Genomic DNA, 22,846 nt, shown 5'->3' on the forward strand with positions numbered 1-22,846 from the left:
CTACGGCCGCCGCAGGCGGTCCAGGCGGTGACGGACCATGGCGAGATGGTGCGACTGCCCGCAGGCCCGCCACGACGCGCGCGTGTTCGGCAGCGTGGAGGCGCCCGCCGCGAACTGCTCGATGTGCCGGTCGCCCCAGGAGAACGCCGCGCCCTGCGCAGGCCAGCCGTCCGAGTTGACCACCGCCTGGCACACCTTCCGGAAACAGTCGAACGCACCCTCTCCCTCGCCCGCCGCGCACCGGTAGATCTTCCAGTGGTCGTCGACCGTGTAACACAGCTTCGGGTGGCGGGACAGCTGTCTGCCGGACGGCTTGCGCGGGCTCGCCACCCCGTAATCGGCGTACCCGATCTTCCTGTGGCGACCGGCGTGCGACACCGCGGCCAGCCACACCCCCGCGTCACGGCGCGGCGCTTCCACGGGCGCGTCCATGGGGGCGGCCGACACGCCGCCAGGCGGGGGGAAGGCGCCGCCTGCCAAGGTCACCGAGCGCCATGGGATGCCCGCCGCCCAGGCCAGCGCCTCGCGCGCGCAGCGAACCTGTTGGGCCGCCGCATGGTCGGATTCGATGGCCCACAGGTCCACCAGGAGATCGACGTCACGGAAGGCGAGCCCCATCCTGCGTAACAGGCCGGACAGTTTCGCGTCCTTGCTACCGTGCCTGGGACCGGTCCATGGCAGGCGCAGGCAGGCGCCCCTCTGGTGCTCCTGTACGGCCTGCGCCACATCGTCGAGATCGTCGGGGTCGTCGGTGAGGCGGAACACCGGTGTCGCGGCGTAGTGGAACTGCCCGATCGCCTCGAAGACGAGCCGCACGGCGCCGCCGACGTCAGGGCGGCCGTACTGCGTGACGAGATACCGGCAGTCGATCGCGAACCGCAGATCATCGGGAATCCGATGGACGACGTTCTTGGCCAGGTTCAACGCGTCCCCGTACAGCGTGCGCTCGTGGTGACCCTCGCCGGGCAGCGCTTCGATGATCGGCCTTGTGTTCGGGTGGTCATGGGCCGGGATGTTCTCCAGGGCGCGGAACTCGCCCTCTTTGGCTTTGACGATCGGCATGTACACCGTCATGACCTGGTTCTCCGTACGTAGGCGAACCGCGTGTCCGGTGCAGCGGCCGTCCCTCGCCTCCCGGCAGGCCGCCGTCTTTCCGGTTGCCCCGAGGGTGAACGCCCAGCCGCGCGACCGTCAATTGTCCACGAAGACAGAGTTTCTGAGAGCCTGCCCCGTCGGCCTCCTGGTCAGGTGAGGTCGGCCTGGCCCACAGGCTCTCCTGACAGGGAGTCCAGCAGCCGCGCGTACTCCTGCTCGGCGTTGGCGTCGCCGAGTGCGCGCGCCATGGCCAGCGCGTCGCGCGCGCAGGCGGCGGCCTCCTCGATCCTGCCCTGGCCGCGCATGCTCCTCGCCCTCACGGCCATCACCGAGGGCTCCAGCCGGCGGTCCCCGATCGTGGCCAGCTCCGCCAGCACCTCTGCGCTGAGCCGCTCGGCCCGCTCGTACTCACCGCGGTCGTTGGCCATGCGGGCAGCGATGAATCTGATCACGGCCTGCGGCCGCCTGATCCCCTCGGCCACGGTGGCCGCCCAGCCGAGTATCGCCTGAGCGGTGTCCCGTCTGCCGGCCTCGTGGTGCACGGCGGCCATGTGGCTGAGCATCAGGGACTCGGTCGCCCTGTCCCCCTCGTGGAGGGCGATCTCCCTGGCCTCCGTCATGTGGGACAGCGCCGTCTCCGCCGCTCCCAGCGCGCGTTCGGTGAGGCCGAGATTGCCGAGCGTCAGCGCCCTGTAGGGGCCCTCGATCTCGGGCAGTGCCTGGACGAGCAGGTCGCGCGCCGGCTCGTAACGCTTCTCGAACAGCTCGAGCGAGCCCAGGGAGACCAGCATCACCGCCGCGCCGTAGGAGTCGCCGTGCTCGCGGCAGAGCTCGAGCGCGATCGTCGAGCTCTCCCGCCAGTCGGACATGTTGCCTGTCAGCTCGTACAGCCTGACGCTGAACAGCGCGAGGTCCCAGCAGGCGGCGACCCTGCCCATGGCGGCCGCCTGGCGCACCCAGGCCATCAGCGTGGCCCGTTCGGCAGCCAGCCAGCCCATCGGGTGCGCGGGCAGCACCTCACCTTGGAGACGCCAGCGGGGCGCGTCGCCGCGCGCGAGCCTGAAGCCTCCGGCGTACTCCCGTAGGTAGGCCTCCTCTCCCAGCGCCAGCAGGCAGCCGAGCACCCTGTCGAGGGCGGCCTCGCGCTCGGCCCGCGCCATCGACTCCAGCGCCCGTTCCCTCGCGAAGATCCGGACGAGGTCGTGGAAGCGGTAGCGTTCCTGCCCGGCCTCGTCGAAGCCGAGCTGCTGCACCAGCTGGGCCTCGGCCAGCTGCTCCATCAGCTCCGCCGCCTCCGCCAGCGGAAGGTCCATCAGCGCCGCGGCGGTCCACGGCGCGAAGTCGGGCGCCTCGACCAGTCCGAGGAGTTCGAACAGCACGCGCTCAGGCGCGGGAAGGTCGCGATGGCTGACCTCGAAGCTCGCCCTGACGTCGAGCTCTCCCGCGCGCAGCTCGTCGAGGCGGCGCCGCTCCTGCTCCAGACGGTCGGCCAGTCTCCGTGGCGTCCAGCCAGGCCTGGTCACCAGCCTCGCCCCCGCGATGCGCAGGGCCAGCGGCAGCCGGTCGCACAGCTCGGCCAGGGCGAGGGCCTCGTCGGGGTCGACCCGCGCCACGCGGCCGAGCAGCGTCGCGGCCTGCCCGCTCGACAGCACCTCCAGCGGCACCGGTCGGGCCCCCACCCCCGCGACCAGCCCCTCGAACCTGCTGCGTCCCGTGACCACCGCGAAGCAGCAGGGCGAGGCGGGCAGCAGGGGCCCGACCTGGGCCGAGTCGGCCGCGTTGTCGAGCAGCACGAGCAGGCGCCTGCTGCTGGCCAGGCCACGGTAGAGGGCGGCTCGCTGGTCGAGCCCTTCGGGCACGCGCATGACACCGAGCGCGGCGAGGAAGCGTTCGAGCACCTCCCCCGGGTCCCTGCCGCCCAGGTCGGCGTAGAGCTGACCGTCGGGGAAGCGGTGGGCGACGCGGTGGGCCCAGCGCACGGCGAGACCCGTCTTCCCAACGCCGCCCACCCCGCTGACGGCCGCCACCCGCGCGCTGCCCTCAGACTCGAGAAGGTCGTCGAGGACGGCCAGCTCGGCCTGCCTGCCGGTGAACGCGAACACGTCGGGCGGCAGCTGGGCGGGGCGCACCGAGACCGGGGGCGGCTCCTCCCTCAGAATCTCGGCGTGCAGTTCGCGAAGGGCGCCGCCAGGCTCGATGCCCAGCTCGCCGGCCAGCAGCTCGCGTCCGTCGCGGTACAGGCGCAGGGCGTCGGCGCGCCTGCCCGCCTGGTGCAGGGCGCGCATGAGCAGCTCCCTGAGCCGTTCGCGCAACGGATGCGCGAGCAGGTGGGGCTGCAGCTCGGCCGTGGCCTCGCCGTCGCGCCCGAGGTCGAGCAGGGCCAGCGCCCGCCGCTCGACGGCGGCCAGCCGCAGCTCCTCCAGCCTCGACGCCTCGATGCCGACGGGCGCCGCGTCGGCCAGGTCGGCGTAGGCGGGGCCGCGCCACAGCGCGAGCGCCTCTCCGAGGACCTCGGCGATCCGGGCGGGGTCGTCGAGGTCGGCGGCCGAGGCGCACAGCCGCTCGAAGCGCTCGGCGTCGAGCTCGCCGGGGTGGACGGTGAGGAGGTAGCCCTCGGGCCTGCGGGTGAGGCGGTCGCCGCCGAGCGCCTGCCGTACGTGGTGGACGTGCCAGCGCAGCGTCGCGGGCGCGGGAGGGCTCTCGCCCCAGGCGGCGTCGGCCAGCCTGTCGGAGGGCACGGGCCTGTTCGCCTCGGTCAGCAGCACGGCCAGCAGCGTGCGCTGTTTGGCGGAGGTCACCTCGACCGCTTCCCCGTCACGACTGATCGACAGCCGCCCTAACACCCCGAAATCCACCCGCCCCACGGTCGCACAACACCCGCCCCAGGGCCACCTGGCCGCCTGGCCGCCCGAGCGGCGTGTTCGGTCGGCGTGATCCACGCGGGCGAGGCGTGGAGCGCCGATAATGAGCCGATGTCCGGATGGGAAGCCGCCAAGGCCCGCATGTACGACGTGTTCGGACACGTCCCGAGGCCCGAGCGCGTGGCCGGCTGCCCGCACTGCGTCGAGCCAGGCGAGGAGCGCTGCCTCCTGTCCTGGCCCGTCGCCTCGGTGGAGGCCGGGTCGCTGGCCCGCTACGCCGCCAAGGCCCTCACCACGTGGGGCGGCGTCCTCGAGTTCCGCTACTTCCTGCCGCGCCTGCTCGAATGCGCCACAGCGGACGCCTTCTCCTACCCCGATCCCGAAATCGTCCTCGGCAAACTCGCCTCCGCCGACTGGCGCGCCTGGCCGGAAGAGGAGCGGGATGCCGTGACGGATTTCCTGTGCGAGTGGTGGGACCAAACGCTTCGCCACCATCCGGCCAGGTCCCCGATCGACACGGTGCTGTGCGCCCTGGCCGCCACGGGCATGGATCTGACGTCCTGCCTCGACGCCTGGAGCGGTCTCGACACCGACGCCTCGATCAGGCACCTGCACGACTTCGTCATGACCGGCTGGTCGGGCAGGCGCCTGACCAACGCCTTCTGGAACCGCGACAGCCCCGCCCACGAGCAGGCCCTCACCTGGCTCACCGGCGGCCCCGCCGCGGCGGCAGTGGAGGCCGCGTTCGCCAGGGAGAGCCGAGAAGACCTGCTCGAACTGCTCACCGCGATTCATACCGTCATCACGCCGCGATCACCCGGCTGAAGGCGTTGAAACGTTCGGCCGGGAACGGCAGGTGAGGCCATCCCTGGCTTTTTCGGCAATGCGTTGAAATGCCGCCGATAATCGAATCAGCACCTAGCCGCAGGGGTTCACGGTCTCGCCGAAGGCTGCAGGGAACGAAAATTCAGAACCCCGGCCTTCAGGGCAGATCCGCGTCCCGGCAAGGCCCGGACGACCTTTGTCTGTGCTTTCTTCGAGCGAGCCAGACATAACGTGCTGAGCACATCCCGTTCACGGCATTCGAGTTGACGCACAGACCATTCGCTCCCCTTTCCATGAGCGCGACAGCTCTTTCTCGCTCCCAGCCCGCTGAGCGCCGTCACCTCCGCGTGCTCGACGGCTTCTCCCGTTCGCCCCAGGCACCCGAGGCCGTCCCCGGAACCGCTTCGGCATGCCGTCCGGCGTGGGCGACATCAACCCTTCGACCACGGGCAGCGGATGCCGGTCGCCTGGCGTCGGCGACGAGCCAGGCCCGCTCCTTCGCACGTCAACAGGCGGGGCCACCTCTCGCGCGCCGCGATCGCGGTCGACGAGCATCAGCTACCCCGGCACCCCTTACTGCGCCGGCGTCCACCGTCAGGCGGTCTGCACCTTACGCGCGCTTCGATCCAAAGAGTCTCATAACGGATGTTCGCCCTTTTGGGAGGACTCTACCCATAGATATCCCTAAATAGGCAATTGCCCCTTTTGTCTGACGCCTGTCTCGCCGTGCCATGCCGCACCGTCCCTAAAGTCCGCGAGGCTGGACGAGGAAAGAGCCGATCAAGCGCTTCTCATGGATCGTCCGCAGCCGCGAGTGGGCGCTTGACGCGGTAACGCGCCCTGGCGGGCGGCGGCGAGCGCAGTGACACCCCGCGTAGGAGCGGGAACGCGCACGCGGCTGGAAAATCCGGCTTAGTCAAGCAAGGAGCTGGTTGCACAAAGAAGCGGGTAATGTCCGTTTATCCGCTGATCGGCCGGGATATCTACGTTCCGCGCAAGATAATCCTTCAGGGTTACGAGGGGCGTTTTCCAGCGATTTGGCGACTAGCCATGCTGGGACAAATCCAGTCTTTCAGGGGGAATCACTCAATGAACAAGCTCAAGGGTGTCGTCACAGCGGCCGCCGTGTGCTGCGTTATGAGCGCCGGCACTGTGGGCCTGGGGGCCGCGACGGCCGCCACCGCTGCCAGCGCGAGCACCGCTTCCAGCGCCAGCACCGCTTCCAGCACCAGCTGGGGCGGCGGCTGCGGTCACCGCTGGGGCGGCGGCTGCGGTCACGGCTGGGGCAGGCACCTGTTCCACCGCTTCAACAGGCACTTCCACAAGCAGCGTCAGTGGCAGAAGCAGCTCCAGCGGCAGATGCAGAGCCAGCAGCAGAACCTGCACCAGAACGTCAACTTCCACCTGAACACGACTGCCGACGCGGGCAGCACCGCCGACGCCGTCGCCAGGCAGCGCGCCGAGGCGGAGGCCAAGCAGCGCGCTGACGCCGACGCGCGCAACCGCAACGAGGTCGACGCGGACGCGGACGCCGACGCCAGGCAGCGCGCCGACGCCGACGCCCGTAACCGCAACGAAGTCGACGCGGACGCGGACGCCGACGCCAGGCAGCGCGCCGACGCCGACGCGCGCAACCGCAACGAAGTCGACGCGGACGCGGACGCGCGCAACCGCGCCGACGCTGAGGCGGACGCCAGGCAGAAGGCCGAGGCTGAGGCTGAGGCCAAGCAGCGCGCCGACGCCGACGCGCGCAACCGCAACGAGGCCGACGCGGACGCGCGCAACCGCGCCGACGCTGAGGCGGACGCCAGGCAGAAGGCCGAGGCTGAGGCCAAGCAGCGCGCCGACGCCGACGCGCGCAACCGCAACGAGGCCGACGCGGACGCCCGCAACCGCGCCGACGCCGCGTCGAAGCAGCACGCCGACGCCGACATGCACAACCACGCGGACGGCAAGCACAAGGCCAAGACCGACCACCGCTGGGAGGACGCGAAGGGCAAGCACCACCACGTCAAGAGCGACACGCACGACTGGGCGGACGTGAGCATGCACGACGCCGCGGCCGACAAGCGCCACTGGGCGGACGGCGAGGCCAGGAAGCAGGCCGATTCCGAGGCCAAGAAGAAGTACGAGCAGGAGATGCGCAACAAGCTCGAGGCCGAGCTCAGGCAGAAGCTCGAGGCCGAGCTCAGGCAGAAGCTCGAGGCCGAGCGCAAGCAGAAGCACGACGCCGCACATGCCGACGAGGCGGCCTGGTCCTGATCGAAAACCGGTGACAAGGTAGCCACCTGCTGTGCGACAGCGGGGGCTGACCTCCTGATCAGCGTCCAGCCTGCTTTTGATGGTCTGCCCCACTGTCAAGGCTGGAAGAGCACCGGCAGGTGGAAGCCGCCGCCGGAGAAGTTCAGGAGCAGCCGCCGCCACGTGAGACCGTCGCGATGAACCCTGAGGGGCCGAGCGGACACCCGTCCGCCCGGCCCCTTTCGGCCTGTCACGGCCGTCGACGCCGCGCCCGGGTCACGTGCGTGATCGGTGAGCCGTCACGCCGCCCCCCTCACGATCAGAGCGCACCGACAGGTCAGCGGACCCGCCTGGCCGCCCTGCCGCCCAGGTGCAGGAATGCGACCGCACCCGCATCGTCTCGCAGGAAGCGGCCGACGACGCGCTGCGGGTCGGCGGCGATCGTCACGTCGTCACTGCCCTCGACCAGCGCGAGCGGCATGTCGGGCATACCCTCCACCCCTGCGGCCGCCAGTTCGGGTCGCAGGACGAATCGCGCCGTCAGACTCTCGTCGACCTCGAAGGTCCACTGCCCCGCGTCGTAGCTGCCCGCGTACTCCGGCGAGGGTTCGCGCAGCGCCAGCCGTACGGCCTGCGGTTGGGCGTCGAGCAGGTGCTCCAGGCACCAGTCGGTCACGAGTGCGCCCAGCGCCTTGCCGGGGGCGGAGTTGGTGAGCGTGGTGACGGCGAAGCCGCGCTCGGGCGCCAGCACGAACGTGGACAGCTGCAGGTTGCCGATGTTGCCGCCATGCGTGACCAGCCGCACGCCCGCCCGCTCCTCCAGCAGCCAGGGCAGTCCGATGCCGGTCCACGGCGCACCGACCCGGACGTGCTCGGCCTGCATCAGCTCCCTGGTGGCCGCTCCGACCGGTTCCTCGCCGCTCGCGCCCAGGTGGAAGGCGGCGTAGCGAAGCTGGTCGTGCACCGACGACACCAGCCCGCCCTCGGCCATGCAGTCGCGGAACAGCCCCCACGTGTGCGCGACCCGCGGGCCGTCCTCTCGTACGGCGTGCCCGACGGCGTGCGATCGCGTCGCCACCTCCCAGGGGAAGAAGAAGCTGGAGCCCATGCCCAGGGGTTCGAGCACGACGCGCCTGACCACGTCCTCGTACGGCTCGCCGCACACGACCTCGATGACCCTGCCGAGCAGCCGGAACCCGGCGTTGTTGTAGGAGGCGAGCGCTCCGGGCGGGAAGAGCTGGGGCAGCTGGTCGTAGGTGCCGATCGAGTCGGCCAGCGCCGTGGTGTCCCAGCTCTCGCCGTCGTCGATGTCGCCGAGGAACCCGCCGGTGTGGGTGAGCAGGTGCCGGATGGTCAGCTCGTCCGCGGCCCGTTCGTCGGCGAGCCGGAAGCCGGGCAGATACTGGCGCACCCGCCCGTCCAGGTCGAGCCGGCCACGCTCGACGAGGTGCATGACCACGGTCGCGGTGACCGTCTTGGTGGTCGACCCGATCTGGAACAGCGTGTCGCCCGTCACGGGAGCCGGCGCGTCGACGCTGGTGACGCCGGTGGTGAGGACGTGCTCCACGCCGTCGACGAGCACGCCGACGGCGGCGCCTGGAACGTGGAGGGACTTCGCCTCGCTGTCGAGCAGGCTCTGCAGGGGGTTGAGGTCAGCCATCCGTTCATCCTGCTGACGGCGAGAGCGGTGGGCTTCGTCCGCCCGCACCAATTCCGCCGAGCCGTTCGTCCAACCGCGCGGGACGGTCAGCGGGCTCCGGCCTGCTGTACCTCGTAGGCCTCGCGTAGCAGGCCCGGCGCCTCATGCCGGTGAACGGCGGACAACGGTGTCCACACACGTCTGGCCATCGGCCGGTCGTAGCGCAGGAACGTGCCCAACGACATTTCCTCGTCGCCGACGATGATCACGAGATGCCCGGTGAGCATCCAGGAGCGGGCCTCGAGCCTGAGCCAGCGGTCGCCCCGCTCAGCGATCTTCCATCCCGCCACACAGGTGGGGGACGTGCGCCGCGCGAGACGCAGGCCGAGCAGCACCCGCCAGATGAACTGTCCCTTGAGGCCCGCGACGTCCTCGAACGCCGCACGGGCCCACTGCTCGGGTGATCCGGGGGCGGCGTCACCTGTCGCGATCGTGAAGAGGTCGACGTAGTCGGGGTCGGCGAGCGGGCTGAGCGCGAGAACCTCCTCGGGGACGTCGTGCTGCCGGAAGACGGTCAGGGTGGATGCGCTTTCGGATCGAACCATGTGGAGACGTCCTCTCATCAGGTGCATCGGGCTCCTCGTCGCTTTGGCAAGGCAGCGATCACAATCTAACCTACGTACATGTCTGTACGTAAGGCGGGTAGCCCGCTCCCGCCTGGGACTAGCGCTCCGGTGAGGGATCCTCCACCGTGGGGATCACCGGGGACAGCAGCGGGTCGGCGTGCTCGCTCACCTCGCCGCGCACCAGCCGGAACACCCGGAACTCGTTCGCGTGGGAGCCCTCGTCATCCCACACATGGAGCAGCCCGTAGGAGCCAGGGGCGATCCGCCCGACCCGCTCGAACAGCGCGATGAGAACCTCGCCCCACCCGCCGTCGCGGTTGGGCTGACCGGCCAGATGGACGAACGGCGTGCCGTTCATCCATCGCAGGTCGACCAGGCCGTAGTCGCGGAGCTCGGCCAGGCAGGCGCGGACCTCCTCCACCTGCCGTTCCAGCCGGTCATCGCGGTCGTCCTCGACGCCGGCCGTCTCGCGGATGGTCACCCACCCGTGGTACTCGAACATCCCCGCCCCTCAGAACCGCCGCCGGTGGAAGACGCCCGCGCAAGTCTCGCGCATCCGCGACGCCCCCGCCGGAGCGCCCCTGTCCCGGTGGGTCAGTCCGGCGCCCAGTACTTCTCCAGGGTCTTCTCCAGGTCCCGCACCACCGGGCTCCAGGAGGCGGGCAGCGTGTAGCGGCTGACGCGGTGACCCCGGTAGGCGATCGTGTACTTGATGAAGTCGGCCCCCCGGGGCTGGGCCTCGGAGCGCCCGAGGCGCAGGAGCTTCAGGTGTCCGCGCAGCGTCCGCATCTCCTTCCTGGGCAGGCACGTGTCCACGGTCGGCCCCGTCCTGCGGCTCAGCCGCGCGCACCCGTCGGTGTACACGATCACGCGATCGGCGAGGCCCGCGAACCCGCCCTGCTTGTGGAGCGCGACCAGCGTCGTCTTCGCGGTGAACGCCTGGGCCGGCGGCGCGACGCCCGCGACCAGAGCAAGGAGCAGTGCCGGTAGGAGCACGATTCGCCAGATCTTCATGTCTCTCTGACGTACCGGAGCGGCCGACGGCTCACCGTTGCGCCAAGTCCGTCGCGCGGCGTCGTGCCCGCGCGGCGCGATCGCCGTGCACGGTCACCGCCGTCCGTGCGCGGAAGCGACCTCCCGGATCGCGTCGAGGACGAGGTCGGGCTGACCGTGCTGCACGTAGTGGTCCTTCGTGGTCGCGACCACCAGGCGACCGCGGGTCGACAGCGCGGCCAGAGCCCTGGCCTGCTCCGTGACGGCCGCGGGCTGGCCGGCAGCGGAGATCACCACGACAGGCAGGTCACCCCACGCTCGCGGGCGGACCGTCGCGCGGACCTGGGCGGCGCTGTCCACTCCTGCCCAGGCCTCGGCCCGGGCGGCCGCCATGCTGCCCGACCCGTAGACGACGACGGCATGGCGGCGGGCCGCCGCGGTGGCCTCGGCGGGCACGAAGGCATCGCCCATCAGCCGGAGAAGGCCGAGCCGGGCGGCGACCTGGTAGGCGGTGAAATGGACGGCCATCAGTGGCCGGGAGATCTGAAGCGCCTCGACGGCCGTCTCGTCGGTCACGTCGATCAGCACCAGCCCGGCGGTCAGGTTCCGCCAGCGATCGGCGAACACACGTATGGCGTTGCCGCCGTAGGAGTGCCCGACGAGGACGTACGGCCCCGCCTCCCCTGCGGCGACCAGCATCGTGCGCAGTTCGCCCGCGGCGTGCTCCGCCGTACCCTGCGAGGGGCCGTCGTCGCTCCAGGCGTATCCGGCCCGGTCGTAGGAGCACACCCGGTTGCCCGCGGAGAGCCGCCGCTGGATCACCTCCCAGCTCGCGCTCGATTCCGCCAGCCCCGCTTCCAGCACGACGGTGGGGGCGCCGGCCCCGGTGCAGTGCAGGTGCAGCCGGTGACCGCCCACATCGACCAGCCGCCCAGGCGCCTTGTGGTGTTCTGAGTCGCTCTGCCGGGCGATCGTCTCGTAGCCGAACCCGGCGGCCGCCGCCAGCACGAGCAGGCCCGCGCCCCAGACGGCGACCCGCCGCAACCGCCGCCGCAGCCATCCGCCTGGCCGCGTAGTTCCATGCGTCATGCCTCGAATCTAGGTTTGGGGTCGGCCCGTTTCGTCCTCCGGCCGGATGGCGCCGGGTCAGGACCAGCGCACCCGCCGCCGCCCTTTCCTCCTCCATCAGGATGACGAACACCTCCGTCCCCCGAGCGCCGAAGTGCGGCGAGACGGCGTCGCGCGGCTGTGATCCGGCGACCGGCGCGGCCAGGCCGGTAGCGACCGTCGACCCCTCGCTGAGGATCAGGGCCGGCAGCGACCGCCGGCCGCCTCGCTGAGGATCAGGGTCGGCTGCTGAGCCGGGCGTAGGCCGCGGGCGGCATGCCCACCGCGGCGGTGAAGTCGCGGGTCAGGTGGGCCTGGTCGGTGTAGCCGAGTTCGGTGGCCAGCGTGGCGAGGTCGAGGCCCTGGCCGACCCGCTCCGCGGCCTCGTGCAGCCGGAAGCGGCGGATCACCCACTTGGGGCCGATGCCGACATAGTCGTGGAACAGCCGCTGCAGCGAGCGCACCGACCGCCCCGACCTGGCCGCCAACTCGTCGACCCTGGTCATCGACACGTCGCCCTCCACCATCGCGACCAGCCCCGCCACCTCCTCGGCCACCGGATCCTCCTCGGGCCCCAGACCCAGCAGGAACGTCTCGATGAGGCCGACGGCGGCCACGGGGTCGGGTTCGGCCAGGACCTGCTCGATCAGCGCCGCGCCCGCTGCGCCGTACATCTCGTCGATCTCCGCGAAACGGCCGGTCAGCATGGAGACCGGGCCGCCGAGGAACGGCCGGAAGCCGCCGGGACGGAAGCGCGTGCCGAGCACGCGGCCGCTGTCCCGCATCGCGTGGGAGAACCCCCCCTTGATCACTCCCGCGATCCGGTGGAAGTCCTGGGCGATGATCATGTTCACCGTGGGGTGCGAGACTATGCGCTGTTCGTAAGGATCGGCGAGGTCGGCCCAGGTGACGACCCAGAAGTGATCCACATACGCCGAGATCTCCGGCGACGGCGCGTGCCGGGCGAAATCGAAGGCGTCGAGCCCGGCGTGCGGATCGACCCAGCCGCGCTGTCGCGTTTCTACAAGCCGCCTGCGAGACGGGCGAGGCACCATGGCTGCCATGGACGACATGATGCCGCTGATGACGCGCGCCACAGAACGGACGTCGGGACTGGTGCGCGCGGTGCCACGGGAGCAGTTCGCGTCGCCTACGCCCTGCGCGGAGTTCGACGTCAAAGGCCTGATCACCCACCTGGAGTGGGTGGCGGAGCTGTTCGAGTCGCTGGGCCGCAAGGGACCCTACGTCGAGCAGGGATCTTACGCGGGCGACTTCCCCGAGCGAGCGGAGCGCACGCTCGCCTCCTGGTCACGGCGCGAGGCGTGGGACGGGACCGACTCCGTCATGGGTCTGCCGATGACCGCGCTGGCCCACATGTACCTCGTCGACATGGTCGTGCACGGCTGGGACCTGGCCGTAGCCACCGGTCAGCCGTACGAGCCTGAGCCCGAGGCCGTCTCGCGCGCGCTGGCCTTCTCCGAGCGGATGGCGGAGACGGGCAGGCAGCGCGGCGTCTTCGGGCCACAGGTGGCGGTGCCGGACGACGCCCCGGAGTTCGACCGCCTGCTCGGCGTCATCGGCCGGGATCCTGCCTGGACAGCGTGAACCGCTCCGGCCCTTCCTGCGCCTCGCTCGGGTAGACGGCGCCCGGTTCCGGCGCCTCGCCGAGCTCGTCTCCCCTTCCGAGGATCCTCTCCTCCGCCAGGGGACGCCGGTGAAGACCCTCACGTACCGGGGCAACCCGTGCCGCCACTCGATGCGTCAGTACCGTCGACAGGCGACAACGGGAGGCCCGCAGGTGGCGGACAGATCGATATTTCCGGAGTTCGTGGCGACACGCTCCGACCGGTTGTTACGAACGGCCTACCTGCTGACGCACAACTGGGCCACGGCCGAGGACCTCCTCCAGGAAGCCCTGGCCAAGGCCTGGTTCGCCTGGTCCAGGGTGGACGACCCCGAACCGTACCTGCGCAAGGTCATCGTGACCACGTACACCTCCTGGTGGCGGCGGCGATGGCGGCGTGAACTGCCGAGCGACGAGCTGCCCGAACCGGCGGCCGGCGACGCCACGCGCGGCTTCGACGATCGCGACTCGCTGTGGCGGGTGGTGGGGCAGCTGCCGGCCAGGCAGCGGGCGGTGATCGTGCTGCGCTTCTATGAGGACCTGTCGGTCGCCGAGGCGGCGGCCGTACTGGGCTGTGATCCAGGCACGGTCAAGAGCCAGACGGCCAAGGCGCTGGCCAAGTTGCGGGTGGACGAGTCGATCGTGAAGGAGCTGCACCGATGACCGTGCAGGAGTTGCGTGACGAGCTGCGCGGGCGGGCCGAGGCCGTACCTCCGGCCAACCCGGCCCGCCCGGCGCAGGTGCGGGCCCGCATCCGCCGCCGGCGGCTGCGCAGGAGCGCGGTGGCGGGCGTCGCGGTCGCGGCGCTGGCGTCCGCCGGGTTCCTCCTCCTCCCCGGTACGGCCCAGCGACCGCCCGACCACACCGCGGTCGCCGTCCAGCCGCCACCTTCGCTGCCGGAGAGCTTCACCGCGCCGGACGGCACCGCCTACCGTCGAGTGGGCGCGACCAGCATGCGCGCCTCCGGCAAGGAGAGGATCACGATCAAGGTCCCGTACACGGGCAAGCCTCTCGACGTCGCGGGCGCCTGCGTGGGAGAAGGCACCCACGCGCCCCGGTTCCATGTCGCCGGTGGTCCGAAGCAGGCCGGGTTCTTCGGCCGCTGCTCGCGGCAGAGGCAGTTGCAGCCGCTCCACGTGCCGAAGAGCGGCTCCGCGGTGGAGATCGTCTTCGATGCCAGCACCTCCGGCACGGCCTGCACGAGGAGCAACGCGCACGCCGCGTGCGTGCCACAGCAGGACAAGCCCACCGAATGGTCGCTGGCGGTCTACGAGTGGACGCCGCCACCCCAGCCTGTCGTTCCCGACCGGCCGCGCGACCTGCCGTCCAGGCTCGACGGCTGGAAGCTGGAGGAGAGCAGATCCGGCAGCTGGCCGCAGGACGGCGACTCGGTCACCTTCGACGTCACAGGCGACGGCGGCAAGCTGGGCGTAGACCAGATCTGCACCGGCGACCTGGCCGGGCGGCTGCGGTTCAGCCTCAAGGTGAACGGCGAGGACACCGGTTCCAGCGGCGACTGCGGAGTCTGGGAGGACGGCGCGTTCCCCTCGGCGATGAACGAGATCGAGGCCCCCGCAGGCAGGCGCGTCACCATCACGATCTCGCTCGACATGCGGGGGGAGCACACGAACCGGCCGGTGCGCTGGTCGGTCGGCCTCTACAGGAAATAGAGGATGTTCCTGTTCGCTCCGCTACAGAGAATGCGCTAGCACAGGTAACCCGTATACCAGGCGTGGGAGGCCCGGTCAAAGGTCTCGAGGACTCTGTCCTGCCATGGCTGCATGCAGGCGTAGTTGTTGGGCCAGTGACGGTAGTCGACCTCGACCTCGACCTTACTGCTGCCGCAGTGCCAGTAGCGGAGATCCGCGTTCCAGGCGGTACTGACGCGATAGGCGCCACACCGCACGCCCACAGGGGCTTCGAACATGCTGACGTCATTGGAGGCGGTGCGTGGGGTGTGGCCGTTGGACGCCTGCGCGGCGGGTGCGGCCACGGCGATGCTTCCGACGGCCACGGTGGCCAGGGCGATCCGGGACATGGTGGTGAACAGGCTCATGCCTCCCCTTTTCTGTCCGCTTTTCTGTCCGTACGCGTAGCAGAGATTGTCGCCATGTATTGCGGCCCGGCCAAGAATGAGCAGCGCCATTGACCGTCGATATCCTGCCATTCACACTCCCTGGGCTTTCTGCAGGGGGAATATCCGCCGCTGATCGCGCACGCAGCGCAAGCCATAATCGAGCGACTTGTCCGACGAGCGCTGGGCCTTGATCGAGCCGGTGATCACGGCGTGGAAGGCCGCGCACCCGTCGGTCGGCGGCCATCAGGGCAGGTACGCGATGAGAGGGGTCGTCAACGCGATCCTCTACCAGAGCAGCCGGCTGCTAGTGGAACCTCCTGCCGCACGATCTGCCGCCGCGCAGCGCGGTCTACTACGACTTCCCTCTGTGGCGTGATGACGGCACAGAGCAGGCATCCATGACCTGCTGCGGTGGCAGAGCCGGGAGAAGAACCGGCGATCAGCCGACCCGAGCCTGGTGGTGCTCGACACCCAGAGCGTGCACGTGGCGGCGGGGGTGCCCCACGGAGCCCGGTTCGGCACGGAGGTGGAGATCGTCGGGGCGCAACCCCGCCGACCGGGGGTTCGTCCCTCAGCCCAAGTGGTGGGTGGTGGAGCAGGCCTACGGCACCCTCATGCTGCACCGCCGTCTGGTGCGCGACTACGAGCATCACTCCACCAATTCCGACTCGCGCGTGTACTGGCCGATGAGCGACGTGATGACCAGACGCCTGACCGGCACCGCCACCCCGACCTGGCGCGGCGCGTGACCTCTAGCACGTGGTCCAAGGTGATCGACGGGAGGCTGGCAAGTAATGCCCGGTCCGCGTCGTCCGACCTGTCATGGCGTCCCGATACAGCGGCCCTCGCCATCGTATTCCCGCATGGCGTGGGTGCCGTTGGGGCAGTCGGTAATGCTGAGCGACGAGCCTCGCAAGATCTTCAGTATTTTCCTGTCTGCGTCGGGCGATGCGCAGTCGACGACCTCATAGTTCCCCTCCTTATCCTTGAAACACTCTCCTTCCTCAGCGCCGTATCCACTTCTGGAGCAGCTGGCGGTGGCAAGGACCAGGAGAAACAGTGATGTGAGCAGAGCAAGGCGGGCAATCAAACGAGCTCCAAAAAACATGATTGTTATTTGTGGAATATACGAGTCCGGCCGGAAGCTTGGCAAGATCACCAGCCCCCTCCGGGCTGAGCTCGGCTTGCCGCCCTCTTGCCTCAGAGGGCGGTTCCGCCTGGCACCGCACGGCAGGATCGTGGTCTCCGGCGACATCGCCACCTTCGAGCCGGTCCCGGTCTCGGCCAACGAGCTGCTGATGCAGGGCGCGTCGATGCTCACCTACAACAGCAACCTGCTCAGCCAGACCCATACCGGGCAGCTCGCCGACAGCGCACGCCGCGCGCTGGAACTGGTCGCGGACGGCAGGATCGACATCGACGTCACCGCCGAATACGAGCTGGCCGACGTCGAGACCGCCATCGCCCATCTCGCCGGCGGAGCGACCGCGGCAAGAGCATCGTCAGGAAGGGATGACGCCGCTCCCGGTCCGCCCTGGACGCTGTCGGGATCAAGGCGGTGGCGCCCTCTCGCCGCGCCTCTCCGAGACGGCATCGTGATCACTGCGCGGCAGAATCGGCTGGCACCGCCGCCGATCGAAGGATCCCTCCATGAAGCAGGTCGTCGCCGTACTCCTGGCCGGCGCCTCCATCGCCACCCCCGCCCAGGGCCGTCGTCGCCCCCTCCGATCCGGTCTCGGCGCTGAAGAGCCGGATCACCGCCGGCAAGGGCGTGACGTTCACCGACATCACCTCCTACGTGCAGCTTTCGGGCAAGACCACGGTCATGAGCCGCAGGGGAAGGCTCCAGTACGGCAAGTCGGGACTCGCCGCCTCCGACGTCTCCGTCAAGGCCGCCAAGGAGGGCGGGATGTCCAGCGTCTTCGTCGACGAACGCGTCATCACCGTAGGAAAGGTCTCCTACAGGAAGGGCGGCCTGTTCGCCGAGAGAGGGCCCGAGGGCAAGCCTTGGCTCAAGATCAACAAGTGGCTGCCGGTCGGGTTGAGCGGCGCGTTCAGCCAGCCCGTCCACGCCACCGAGCCGGCGACGCTCAAGGCGCTGATATCCGCGGGAAAGCGGTCGGGCCGGACGTACAAGGGGACCGTCACCTTCGGACAGCTCTGGAAGATCTCCCCTTGGGCCCGGGCGAGCCTGGTGCGCAAGGAGAGCGACGAGCTCATCCACTACACGCTCACCCTGGGCTCCGACGACCTGCCCAGCAAGTTGGTGACGACCTACCTGACGGAGGGACATTGGCTCGGGAGGGGCACGGCGGGCGACGAGATCCACAACGAGACCGTCTACAAGGGTTGGGGCGGCCGCCACACGATCACACCACCGCCGTCGAGCCAGGTCCACACGGGCAAGAAGTAACCGAAGGGGAGGCCGTGTCCCGACACGAATTCCGTCAGGCCTGACGGGCGCGGACGAACCAGACGTCCTGGATGGTGGTCCGCAACCGCTCGGGTAGCGGCGGCAGCCAGTCGCAGCGGCCCTCGGCGATGTCGCCGTGCAGCGCCGCCTGTGCCGACCAGCCGTACGGCGCCAGCCACTCCACCGGATCGCGGAACGAGCCGACGAACGGCGAGCCACGCTCGCTCATCTCCCGCAGGAAGTCCTGCCGGGCGGGATCGGTGAGGAACCGGTCGTGCGGCCCGTCGAACGTCAGCCACGAGCCCGGCGCCGACAGCACGCTCATGGCCTCGGCCAGCGCCCGCCCCTGCGGCTTCGTGAGGTAGTAGAACAGCCCCTCCGCGATCCAGTGGACCGGCTGCTCGGGGTCGAAGCCCGCGGCGAGTAGCGCGACCGTCCAGCCGTCCTCGCGCAGGTCCGCCTCCACGACCTCGACCCGGCATCTGGCGGTGAACCCGGCCGCGCCGAGCAGCTCCGCCTTGCCGGCGAGCTGACCCGGCAGGTCGACTTCGTAGTAGCTGAAGCCCTGGTCGAGCGGCAGCCGGTAGGCGCGGGAATCGGTGCCCGAGCCCAGGCACACGGCCTGCCGTACGCCTGAGTCGAGCAGCGTCAGGTCGCCGAGCCGCCCTCTGATCGGCACCACCTCCGACGGCAGCCCCTTGCTGCGGATCTCGTCATAGCTCGCCTCGGACTCCGAGGTGACGAAGGCGGCGGCGCAGGGATCGTCCAGATAGGCGTCCGCCTGAGCATGCTCCCTCGACCGGATCACGGCCATCCAGTCGCTGGTGAGCATCACGGACCTGGCCTGCACCTCATCGTCCATCGACACGCCTCACTCTTCGCACGCGAGTTCTGACTTACAGTCATCATGCCTGACGGCGTCCCACCGGTACCGCAGGGGCGCGGAGCGCGCGGGGCCGAAGGCCGACAAGCGGATCTTTCGCCGTGACCGTGAGGGCGGACATCGCACGCCCGGCATGAGCTGGCACGGCTGGCTTTCTGTAGCGAGCGGGGGCGCGGCAGTTTGGTGACCGCGGCCACGCCGGACCGCCACGTGCAGCACGCTCAGGCCGACTTCATCCCGGACGCGACGTCTCCGCGTGGACGGCGGTCACCGCGCCCGAAGATCCTGTCGATTACGCCAACCGTAATGGTGTATTTATTAGCGAGTTACTCGAAATTAATTTCCATACGCTATGATGAGCGCGGGCATTATGAATAGGCATTTAGCATCGTCGTTCCAGGCACCAGGAAAGGGAACGGCGACATATGCACACAGCGCAGCCCAGCCAGACCGCGCTCATCACGGCGGCCTCCCGTGCGGCCCACCTCGTGGTGGACCAAGAGCCCTTCATCTTCCGTGACACCGTCGCCGCCTCTCTGCTCGGCGAGCTCGCCGAGCAGTTCATCGGCTACCACCGGTCCCACGGCGACCACCTCGTCCTGTCAGGCACCAGAGCCCAGGTGACGGCCCGCAGTCACTACACCGAGCGCCGCCTGGCCGAGCTGGCCCGCGACGGGCTGGAACAGTACGTGGTGCTCGGCGCGGGACTCGACACCTTCGCCTGCCGTCCGGGCCCGGAGGTCAAGATCTTCGAGGTCGACCATCCCGCCACCCAGCGGTGGAAGCGCGACCTGTTCGCGGCCGCGGGCGTCACGCCCTCGCGCGCCCTGGCCTTCGCCCCCGTGGACTTCGAGACCGACGACCTGATGGCCAGCCTGCGCGCCGCCGGGTTCGACCCGTCCAAACCCGCCCTGGTGAGCTGGCTCGGCGTCTCCATGTACCTCACACGGGACGCGGTCGCCGCCACCCTGGCCACCGTAGGCCGCCTTGCCCCCGGCACGGAGCTGGTGATGGAATACGCCCTGCCGTCCGCCTTCCGCGACGAGCGGGGCGCCGCGTTCGCGGACTTCGCCCTCCCCGCCGCCGCCGAGCGCGGCGAGCCCTGGCTGACCTTCCTCGCCCCGGACGACCTGTCCGCCCTGCTCGTTCAGCACGGCCTCAGCGCGACCGAGCACGTACGGCAGGCCGACAGCATCGCCCCCGCACTGTGGCGCCGCTCCGACGGCCTGCGCCCTGCCGACCTGTGCCGCCTGGCTCGCGCGACCGTGCTGCGCTAACTGACTGCGTCGGGCTCGACAGCGGGTTGAGGTCTGCACCAGATCCGCACACAGGCTGCGCATCGCTCGCATATGCGTCTGCTTCGATGGCGCCGTGACGGAGCAGCGAACGCCAGAAGCACGCGAGGTTTACTGGACGTTCGGATGCGGGCTCTCCGCGATCATCGCAACAGCGTGCGCGACGTTCGGGACCTTCCTCGATATCCACCTGGTGGCCCGCGCGCAGCTCTATTGCCTGGGCGACCTGAGCTCCGGAGAGAACTTCGCCGGCGCCATCTGGTCCCTAAGCCGGATAGTGATCTTTCCGATGATCTCGGTAGTGTCGGCGCTTGTGGCACAGCCGTTCCATCTGCTGGCCCGGCTCCCCTGGCTGGCCGGACGCATGGGGTCAGGTGTCATTCTGCTGGCTCTCACCGTTGCCGGCTCCATCGCCGGACCGATAGCGATGACTTTGTACGACGTGGCTACCGAGGGCACCCCAGGCGATTGCGTTCTACCGTGGTGGCCCTCGTGGCTGCCCTCATAAGGCCACAAACCTTATAACCCGCACGCGGCAGTGTTCAGCGCGGGAACCGTGAACGCACCGATACGGCTCTCGGGAAACGATCGCGCTGAGCCCGGGAAGCGATCTTCCAAGCCCCCCTCGAAAGCCCTTGCGGATCACGGGCCCCCCGCAAGGATGGGGTGCGACGCAAGCCGCACGACAGGCGATCGGAGCATGGCCTGCGGAGCTGTACGCCCGCCGGATCGTCGACGGCCTCCTGGCGGCGGCAGAGAACGAGCCCGACCAAGAGAAGCGGAACAAGCTCAAAGAGACAGCCACCTTCCTCGCCACCACAGGATGGTCAGTCCTACCAGGCGTGGCTGGGAACGCCACCTCGACGGGTATCGGGCTGTGACCGGGCCGGAAAGCAACAGCGAGGCTCGCCTCGTGGTCGTTGATGGAGCGGTCTACCGCGCTCAATGGGGCGATCGGACCAGAGCCGATATAGCACCACCCGTGGTCATCTTTCTGATCAAAGATGCGGACACGCCTGGCAGTGAGCTCCTCGTGTCATGGACTTCTACGTCAGGCCCGCAACCAAAACATCTGGAAGACGCCGTGGTCGCGGTCAGTGTCCGCATTGCTTACTGACAGACCACGACCTGTTGCCATGAGCCCACGGCGTCGCACGCTCCGCTGGACGGACAAGGCGATCGAATAGGACGATCTCGCCAACATCATCACCGAGAGCTAGCCTGTCCTCGAAAGCGCCCAACGGAGGTGTGTGTTGGCCAGAGACGCAAGAGCGGCGTTAGTCAAACGCCACGCACCAATGCTGGCCTCCGGTCTGGCGGCGAGGGTTCTCGTGCTGGCGCTCATGGATCTGGCCAATGATGTCTTCAGCTGGGTCAGGCTCGCCTTCACTGCCGCCATCTTCGTACTCGCCTACTCAGCTTGCGTCGCAGTCGTATTCGCCCGCTCCCGTAGAAACCGGACTGTCGCCGGGAACAGAAGCCGCTGGTAGAGCACCAGACGCGAAAGCGGCCCGTTGCCGCGAACAACGAGCCGCCTCGACCCCACCACACCTCGCCTGACACGCCAGCCTCACCAGCGGTCTCCCGTACAGCGTACTGACCGGGGAGGCCCTGCATGTCCCCCTGCTCCGCGCGACAGTGGAAACCCTTGAAGCCCGATTTCTGGTGAGTCCATGAGCCGCATCGAAGACCGCACACCCCCTCTTCCTGGTCACCCCATCCGAACGGACAAGATTGCGCGTGTCGGCTCTTCCCGCTACCGGATCTCTGGTCCCTTTATCCTCACCGCGTTCCTGGGCGTCGCCACCTTGGCAGGCGCTTTCTTCCTCCCCCGCTACCTGCTCGCATGGGACCTGGGCACGGCAAAGCCGCCAGCCGACTACGCCACCGCGGTAAACAACATCCGCACCGCCCTACTCCAGGGCGTCGGCGGCCTGGTACTCCTGATCGGCGCTTATCTCACCTGGCGCCAACTGCAGCTCAGTCGCCACGGGCAGGCTACCGAGTCCTTCGCCGCCGCCATCGCGCATCTGGGTGACACCGCCGTGGACGTCCGCTTGGGCGGAATCTACGCCCTGGAACGCATCGCGCGCTCCTCCACAGCCGACCGCCGGACCATCGGGGAAATTCTCTCCGCGTTCATAGGAAACCGAGCCCGCGATCCAGAACGAGACATCCAGCACGCTCGTCAGATGACCACAGCGCCGGGCAGTTCTGTCAACCTCTCGCTGCGCGCCCCTGACATCCACGCGGCAATGACTGTCCTCGGCCGCCGGGACCCCGTCCGGGGTCAGGTGCTCCGCCTCGACCGCGTGGTCCTGCCCAAGACCGACCTCGCCTCCGCCCGACTCCGCGACGTGGATCTCCATTTCAGTGATCTAACCGAAGCCTCTTTCGTCGGAGCCGATCTGACTCGTGCGGATCTCACCGGAGTGCGGCTGGCGGGGGCGATCCTTGCCGACGCGATCCTTTACCAGGCCGACCTACGTGACGCCGTTCTCACTGGAGCCATCGCCGAGGGCATCGATCTCCGGGGCACCGATCTGAGCAGGGCTGAGCTGCGGAACGCCAACCTGCGCGGTGCCCGCCTGGACTACAGCGACCTCCGGGGCGCCACGCTGACCGGCGCCATCCTGACTGGTGCATCGCTGAAACGGGTGGTCTTCGACGAGACCACCACGTGGCCCGACGGCTTCGACGCCGCCCTGATCAGACCAGCACGGCCGCGATCGCTCCCGCCCGTCCGTCCCAGGACCTACGACGAGTTCGCCGTCAAGGCGGCGACCGCCGAGGACGACCCACCGGCCGAAGCCGAGTAGGTGACGGATGACGTCACCATCGTCAAAACCTCATAGTGCCAACTCCGCCACTCTGGCGTGACCTGAAGCGCGCCTACAGCCGCGCGATGAGGCCTCGGTGACGTTCATGGGCGAGGTGGCGACCCCCGACTTCATCACCCACGTGTCCGTCCACCACTGGCCCGAACAGCTGCAACACATCACCCACGCGGGCTGGGACGGGTCTCGTTCATGCTCCGCTGGACGGGCAAGGCCGTCGAGCAACTGCGCTCGTATCCCAACCCTCCATCCGCTCACGCTCGTCTTCGAGCCTCGCCTCGGCTTTCCTATCGAGCCGGTCCCTCGAGCTAGGCCGGTCCGGGCTCTCTC

General features: G+C 69.4%; 23 protein-coding genes. 12 read left to right on the top strand and 11 right to left on the bottom strand.

From position 1 onward, the window contains the following. Both FHR33_RS19275 and FHR33_RS19280 read right to left on the bottom strand, forming a co-directional pair. Nucleotides 1–1,074, bottom strand: a complete 1,074-nt coding sequence (locus FHR33_RS19275) for a beta family protein (RefSeq protein ID WP_183649573.1) — start codon at nt 1,072–1,074, stop codon at nt 1–3. Between the two features lie 170 nt (nt 1,075–1,244). Continuing rightward, a complete protein-coding gene (locus FHR33_RS19280) occupies nt 1,245–3,893 on the bottom strand; it encodes an AfsR/SARP family transcriptional regulator (RefSeq protein ID WP_183649577.1) in 2,649 nt (882 codons plus the stop codon). Nucleotides 3,894–4,067: 174 nt separating this feature from the next. Between FHR33_RS19280 and FHR33_RS19285 the strand changes: the two genes are divergently transcribed. After that, a complete protein-coding gene (locus tag FHR33_RS19285) occupies nt 4,068–4,781 on the top strand; it encodes a hypothetical protein (protein WP_183649580.1) in 714 nt (237 codons plus the stop codon). A 1,137-nt stretch (nt 4,782–5,918) separates the two neighbouring features. Then, nucleotides 5,919–7,043, top strand: coding sequence for a hypothetical protein (locus FHR33_RS19290; protein ID WP_183649584.1), 1,125 nt, complete (start codon nt 5,919–5,921; stop codon nt 7,041–7,043). A gap of 316 nt (nt 7,044–7,359) precedes the next feature. Here FHR33_RS19290 and FHR33_RS19295 read toward each other — a convergent pair whose 3' ends face one another. From FHR33_RS19295 to FHR33_RS19320, 6 genes are all read right to left on the bottom strand, one after another. Further along, entirely contained in the window at nt 7,360–8,682 is a 1,323-nt protein-coding gene (locus FHR33_RS19295; protein ID WP_183649587.1) for a serine hydrolase domain-containing protein, read from the bottom strand. Nucleotides 8,683–8,768: 86 nt separating this feature from the next. Further along, nucleotides 8,769–9,266, bottom strand: a complete 498-nt coding sequence (locus tag FHR33_RS19300) for a hypothetical protein (RefSeq protein ID WP_221241161.1) — start codon at nt 9,264–9,266, stop codon at nt 8,769–8,771. 118 nt (nt 9,267–9,384) lie between these two features. Continuing rightward, nucleotides 9,385–9,789: an Imm7 family immunity protein gene (locus FHR33_RS19305; RefSeq protein ID WP_183649589.1), complete on the bottom strand. Its 405-nt coding sequence runs from the start codon at nt 9,787–9,789 to the stop codon at nt 9,385–9,387. 92 nt (nt 9,790–9,881) lie between these two features. Further along, nucleotides 9,882–10,301, bottom strand: coding sequence for a hypothetical protein (locus FHR33_RS19310; RefSeq protein WP_183649592.1), 420 nt, complete (start codon nt 10,299–10,301; stop codon nt 9,882–9,884). A 93-nt stretch (nt 10,302–10,394) separates the two neighbouring features. Further along, entirely contained in the window at nt 10,395–11,369 is a 975-nt protein-coding gene (locus tag FHR33_RS19315) for an alpha/beta fold hydrolase (protein ID WP_183649595.1), read from the bottom strand. A gap of 254 nt (nt 11,370–11,623) precedes the next feature. After that, entirely contained in the window at nt 11,624–12,451 is an 828-nt protein-coding gene (locus FHR33_RS19320) for a helix-turn-helix domain-containing protein (protein ID WP_183649598.1), read from the bottom strand. Here FHR33_RS19320 and FHR33_RS19325 point away from each other — a divergent pair. The 3 genes from FHR33_RS19325 (at nt 12,450) to FHR33_RS19335 (ending at nt 14,681) form a co-directional block, all read left to right on the top strand. Continuing rightward, the gene (locus FHR33_RS19325; RefSeq protein WP_183649601.1) at nt 12,450–12,992 is read left to right on the top strand and encodes a TIGR03086 family metal-binding protein; all 543 of its coding nucleotides are present in this window, start codon (nt 12,450–12,452) and stop codon (nt 12,990–12,992) included. The two genes, FHR33_RS19320 and FHR33_RS19325, sit on opposite strands and share 2 nt — an antisense overlap. Before the next feature lie 151 nt (nt 12,993–13,143). Next, nucleotides 13,144–13,674 (top strand): SigE family RNA polymerase sigma factor, encoded by a 531-nt coding sequence (locus FHR33_RS19330; protein WP_183660177.1) that lies wholly within the window; start codon nt 13,144–13,146, stop codon nt 13,672–13,674. After that, complete coding sequence (locus FHR33_RS19335; RefSeq protein WP_183649604.1) at nt 13,671–14,681, top strand: hypothetical protein; 1,011 nt, start codon at nt 13,671–13,673, stop codon at nt 14,679–14,681. The genes FHR33_RS19330 and FHR33_RS19335 overlap by 4 nt, the downstream gene beginning before the upstream one ends. A 35-nt stretch (nt 14,682–14,716) precedes the next feature. Here the strand turns inward: FHR33_RS19335 and FHR33_RS19340 are convergent, their stop codons facing one another. Further along, nucleotides 14,717–15,157: a DUF6355 family natural product biosynthesis protein gene (locus FHR33_RS19340; RefSeq protein ID WP_183649605.1), complete on the bottom strand. Its 441-nt coding sequence runs from the start codon at nt 15,155–15,157 to the stop codon at nt 14,717–14,719. 97 nt (nt 15,158–15,254) lie between these two features. Here FHR33_RS19340 and FHR33_RS49155 point away from each other — a divergent pair, with 97 nt between their 5' ends. Both FHR33_RS49155 and FHR33_RS49160 read left to right on the top strand, forming a co-directional pair. Next, entirely contained in the window at nt 15,255–15,464 is a 210-nt protein-coding gene (locus FHR33_RS49155; RefSeq protein WP_221241162.1) for a transposase, read from the top strand. 214 nt (nt 15,465–15,678) lie between these two features. Further along, on the top strand, nt 15,679–15,837 hold the full coding sequence (locus FHR33_RS49160; protein WP_221241163.1) for a hypothetical protein: 159 nt from the start codon (nt 15,679–15,681) through the stop codon (nt 15,835–15,837). Between the two features lie 71 nt (nt 15,838–15,908). Here the strand turns inward: FHR33_RS49160 and FHR33_RS53660 are convergent, their stop codons facing one another. Further along, nucleotides 15,909–16,343 (bottom strand): LppU/SCO3897 family protein, encoded by a 435-nt coding sequence (locus tag FHR33_RS53660; RefSeq protein ID WP_446685800.1) that lies wholly within the window; start codon nt 16,341–16,343, stop codon nt 15,909–15,911. On the opposite strand from FHR33_RS53660, the gene FHR33_RS19350 reads away from it, so the two are divergent. Together FHR33_RS19350 and FHR33_RS19355 are read left to right on the top strand one after the other, a co-directional pair. Continuing rightward, nucleotides 16,327–16,833, top strand: coding sequence for a hypothetical protein (locus FHR33_RS19350; protein ID WP_183649607.1), 507 nt, complete (start codon nt 16,327–16,329; stop codon nt 16,831–16,833). The two genes, FHR33_RS53660 and FHR33_RS19350, sit on opposite strands and share 17 nt — an antisense overlap. Before the next feature lie 26 nt (nt 16,834–16,859). Continuing rightward, nucleotides 16,860–17,501 (top strand): hypothetical protein, encoded by a 642-nt coding sequence (locus tag FHR33_RS19355; RefSeq protein ID WP_183649609.1) that lies wholly within the window; start codon nt 16,860–16,862, stop codon nt 17,499–17,501. 34 nt (nt 17,502–17,535) lie between these two features. On the opposite strand, the gene FHR33_RS19360 is transcribed toward FHR33_RS19355, so the two are convergent. Then, a complete protein-coding gene (locus FHR33_RS19360) occupies nt 17,536–18,363 on the bottom strand; it encodes a class I SAM-dependent methyltransferase (RefSeq protein WP_183649611.1) in 828 nt (275 codons plus the stop codon). A 446-nt stretch (nt 18,364–18,809) separates the two neighbouring features. Here FHR33_RS19360 and FHR33_RS19365 point away from each other — a divergent pair, with 446 nt between their 5' ends. The 3 genes from FHR33_RS19365 to FHR33_RS19375 all read left to right on the top strand — a co-directional run bounded on the left by FHR33_RS19365 (nt 18,810) and on the right by FHR33_RS19375 (nt 22,498). Beyond that, a complete protein-coding gene (locus tag FHR33_RS19365) occupies nt 18,810–19,661 on the top strand; it encodes a class I SAM-dependent methyltransferase (protein WP_183649613.1) in 852 nt (283 codons plus the stop codon). A gap of 94 nt (nt 19,662–19,755) precedes the next feature. Further along, a complete protein-coding gene (locus FHR33_RS19370) occupies nt 19,756–20,187 on the top strand; it encodes a hypothetical protein (protein ID WP_183649615.1) in 432 nt (143 codons plus the stop codon). 1,165 nt (nt 20,188–21,352) lie between these two features. Next, complete coding sequence (locus FHR33_RS19375; RefSeq protein ID WP_183649618.1) at nt 21,353–22,498, top strand: pentapeptide repeat-containing protein; 1,146 nt, start codon at nt 21,353–21,355, stop codon at nt 22,496–22,498. The last annotated feature ends 348 nt before the right edge of the window (nt 22,499–22,846 follow it).

The organism is Nonomuraea dietziae (genome assembly GCF_014195505.1).
Lineage (GTDB): Bacteria > Actinomycetota > Actinomycetes > Streptosporangiales > Streptosporangiaceae > Nonomuraea > Nonomuraea roseola.

Bases quoted from the DNA above. Each gene is read 5' to 3' on its own strand.
- FHR33_RS19275 (WP_183649573.1), bottom strand. From the start codon at position 1,074: ATGACGGTGTACATGCCGATCGTCAAAGCCAAAGAGGGCGAGTTCCGC.
- FHR33_RS19285 (WP_183649580.1), top strand. From the start codon at position 4,068: ATGTCCGGATGGGAAGCCGCCAAGGCCCGCATGTACGACGTGTTCGGA.
- FHR33_RS19290 (WP_183649584.1), top strand. From the start codon at position 5,919: ATGAGCGCCGGCACTGTGGGCCTGGGGGCCGCGACGGCCGCCACCGCT.
- FHR33_RS19295 (WP_183649587.1), bottom strand. From the start codon at position 8,682: ATGGCTGACCTCAACCCCCTGCAGAGCCTGCTCGACAGCGAGGCGAAG.
- FHR33_RS19300 (WP_221241161.1), bottom strand. From the start codon at position 9,266: ATGGTTCGATCCGAAAGCGCATCCACCCTGACCGTCTTCCGGCAGCAC.
- FHR33_RS19305 (WP_183649589.1), bottom strand. From the start codon at position 9,789: ATGTTCGAGTACCACGGGTGGGTGACCATCCGCGAGACGGCCGGCGTC.
- FHR33_RS19310 (WP_183649592.1), bottom strand. From the start codon at position 10,301: ATGAAGATCTGGCGAATCGTGCTCCTACCGGCACTGCTCCTTGCTCTG.
- FHR33_RS19315 (WP_183649595.1), bottom strand. From the start codon at position 11,369: ATGACGCATGGAACTACGCGGCCAGGCGGATGGCTGCGGCGGCGGTTG.
- FHR33_RS19325 (WP_183649601.1), top strand. From the start codon at position 12,450: ATGGACGACATGATGCCGCTGATGACGCGCGCCACAGAACGGACGTCG.
- FHR33_RS19320 (WP_183649598.1), bottom strand. From the start codon at position 12,451: ATGGCAGCCATGGTGCCTCGCCCGTCTCGCAGGCGGCTTGTAGAAACG.
- FHR33_RS19330 (WP_183660177.1), top strand. From the start codon at position 13,144: ATGCGTCAGTACCGTCGACAGGCGACAACGGGAGGCCCGCAGGTGGCG.
- FHR33_RS19335 (WP_183649604.1), top strand. From the start codon at position 13,671: ATGACCGTGCAGGAGTTGCGTGACGAGCTGCGCGGGCGGGCCGAGGCC.
- FHR33_RS19340 (WP_183649605.1), bottom strand. From the start codon at position 15,157: ATGGCGCTGCTCATTCTTGGCCGGGCCGCAATACATGGCGACAATCTC.
- FHR33_RS53660 (WP_446685800.1), bottom strand. From the start codon at position 16,343: ATGTCGCCGGAGACCACGATCCTGCCGTGCGGTGCCAGGCGGAACCGC.
- FHR33_RS19360 (WP_183649611.1), bottom strand. From the start codon at position 18,363: ATGGACGATGAGGTGCAGGCCAGGTCCGTGATGCTCACCAGCGACTGG.
- FHR33_RS19365 (WP_183649613.1), top strand. From the start codon at position 18,810: ATGCACACAGCGCAGCCCAGCCAGACCGCGCTCATCACGGCGGCCTCC.
- FHR33_RS19375 (WP_183649618.1), top strand. From the start codon at position 21,353: ATGAGCCGCATCGAAGACCGCACACCCCCTCTTCCTGGTCACCCCATC.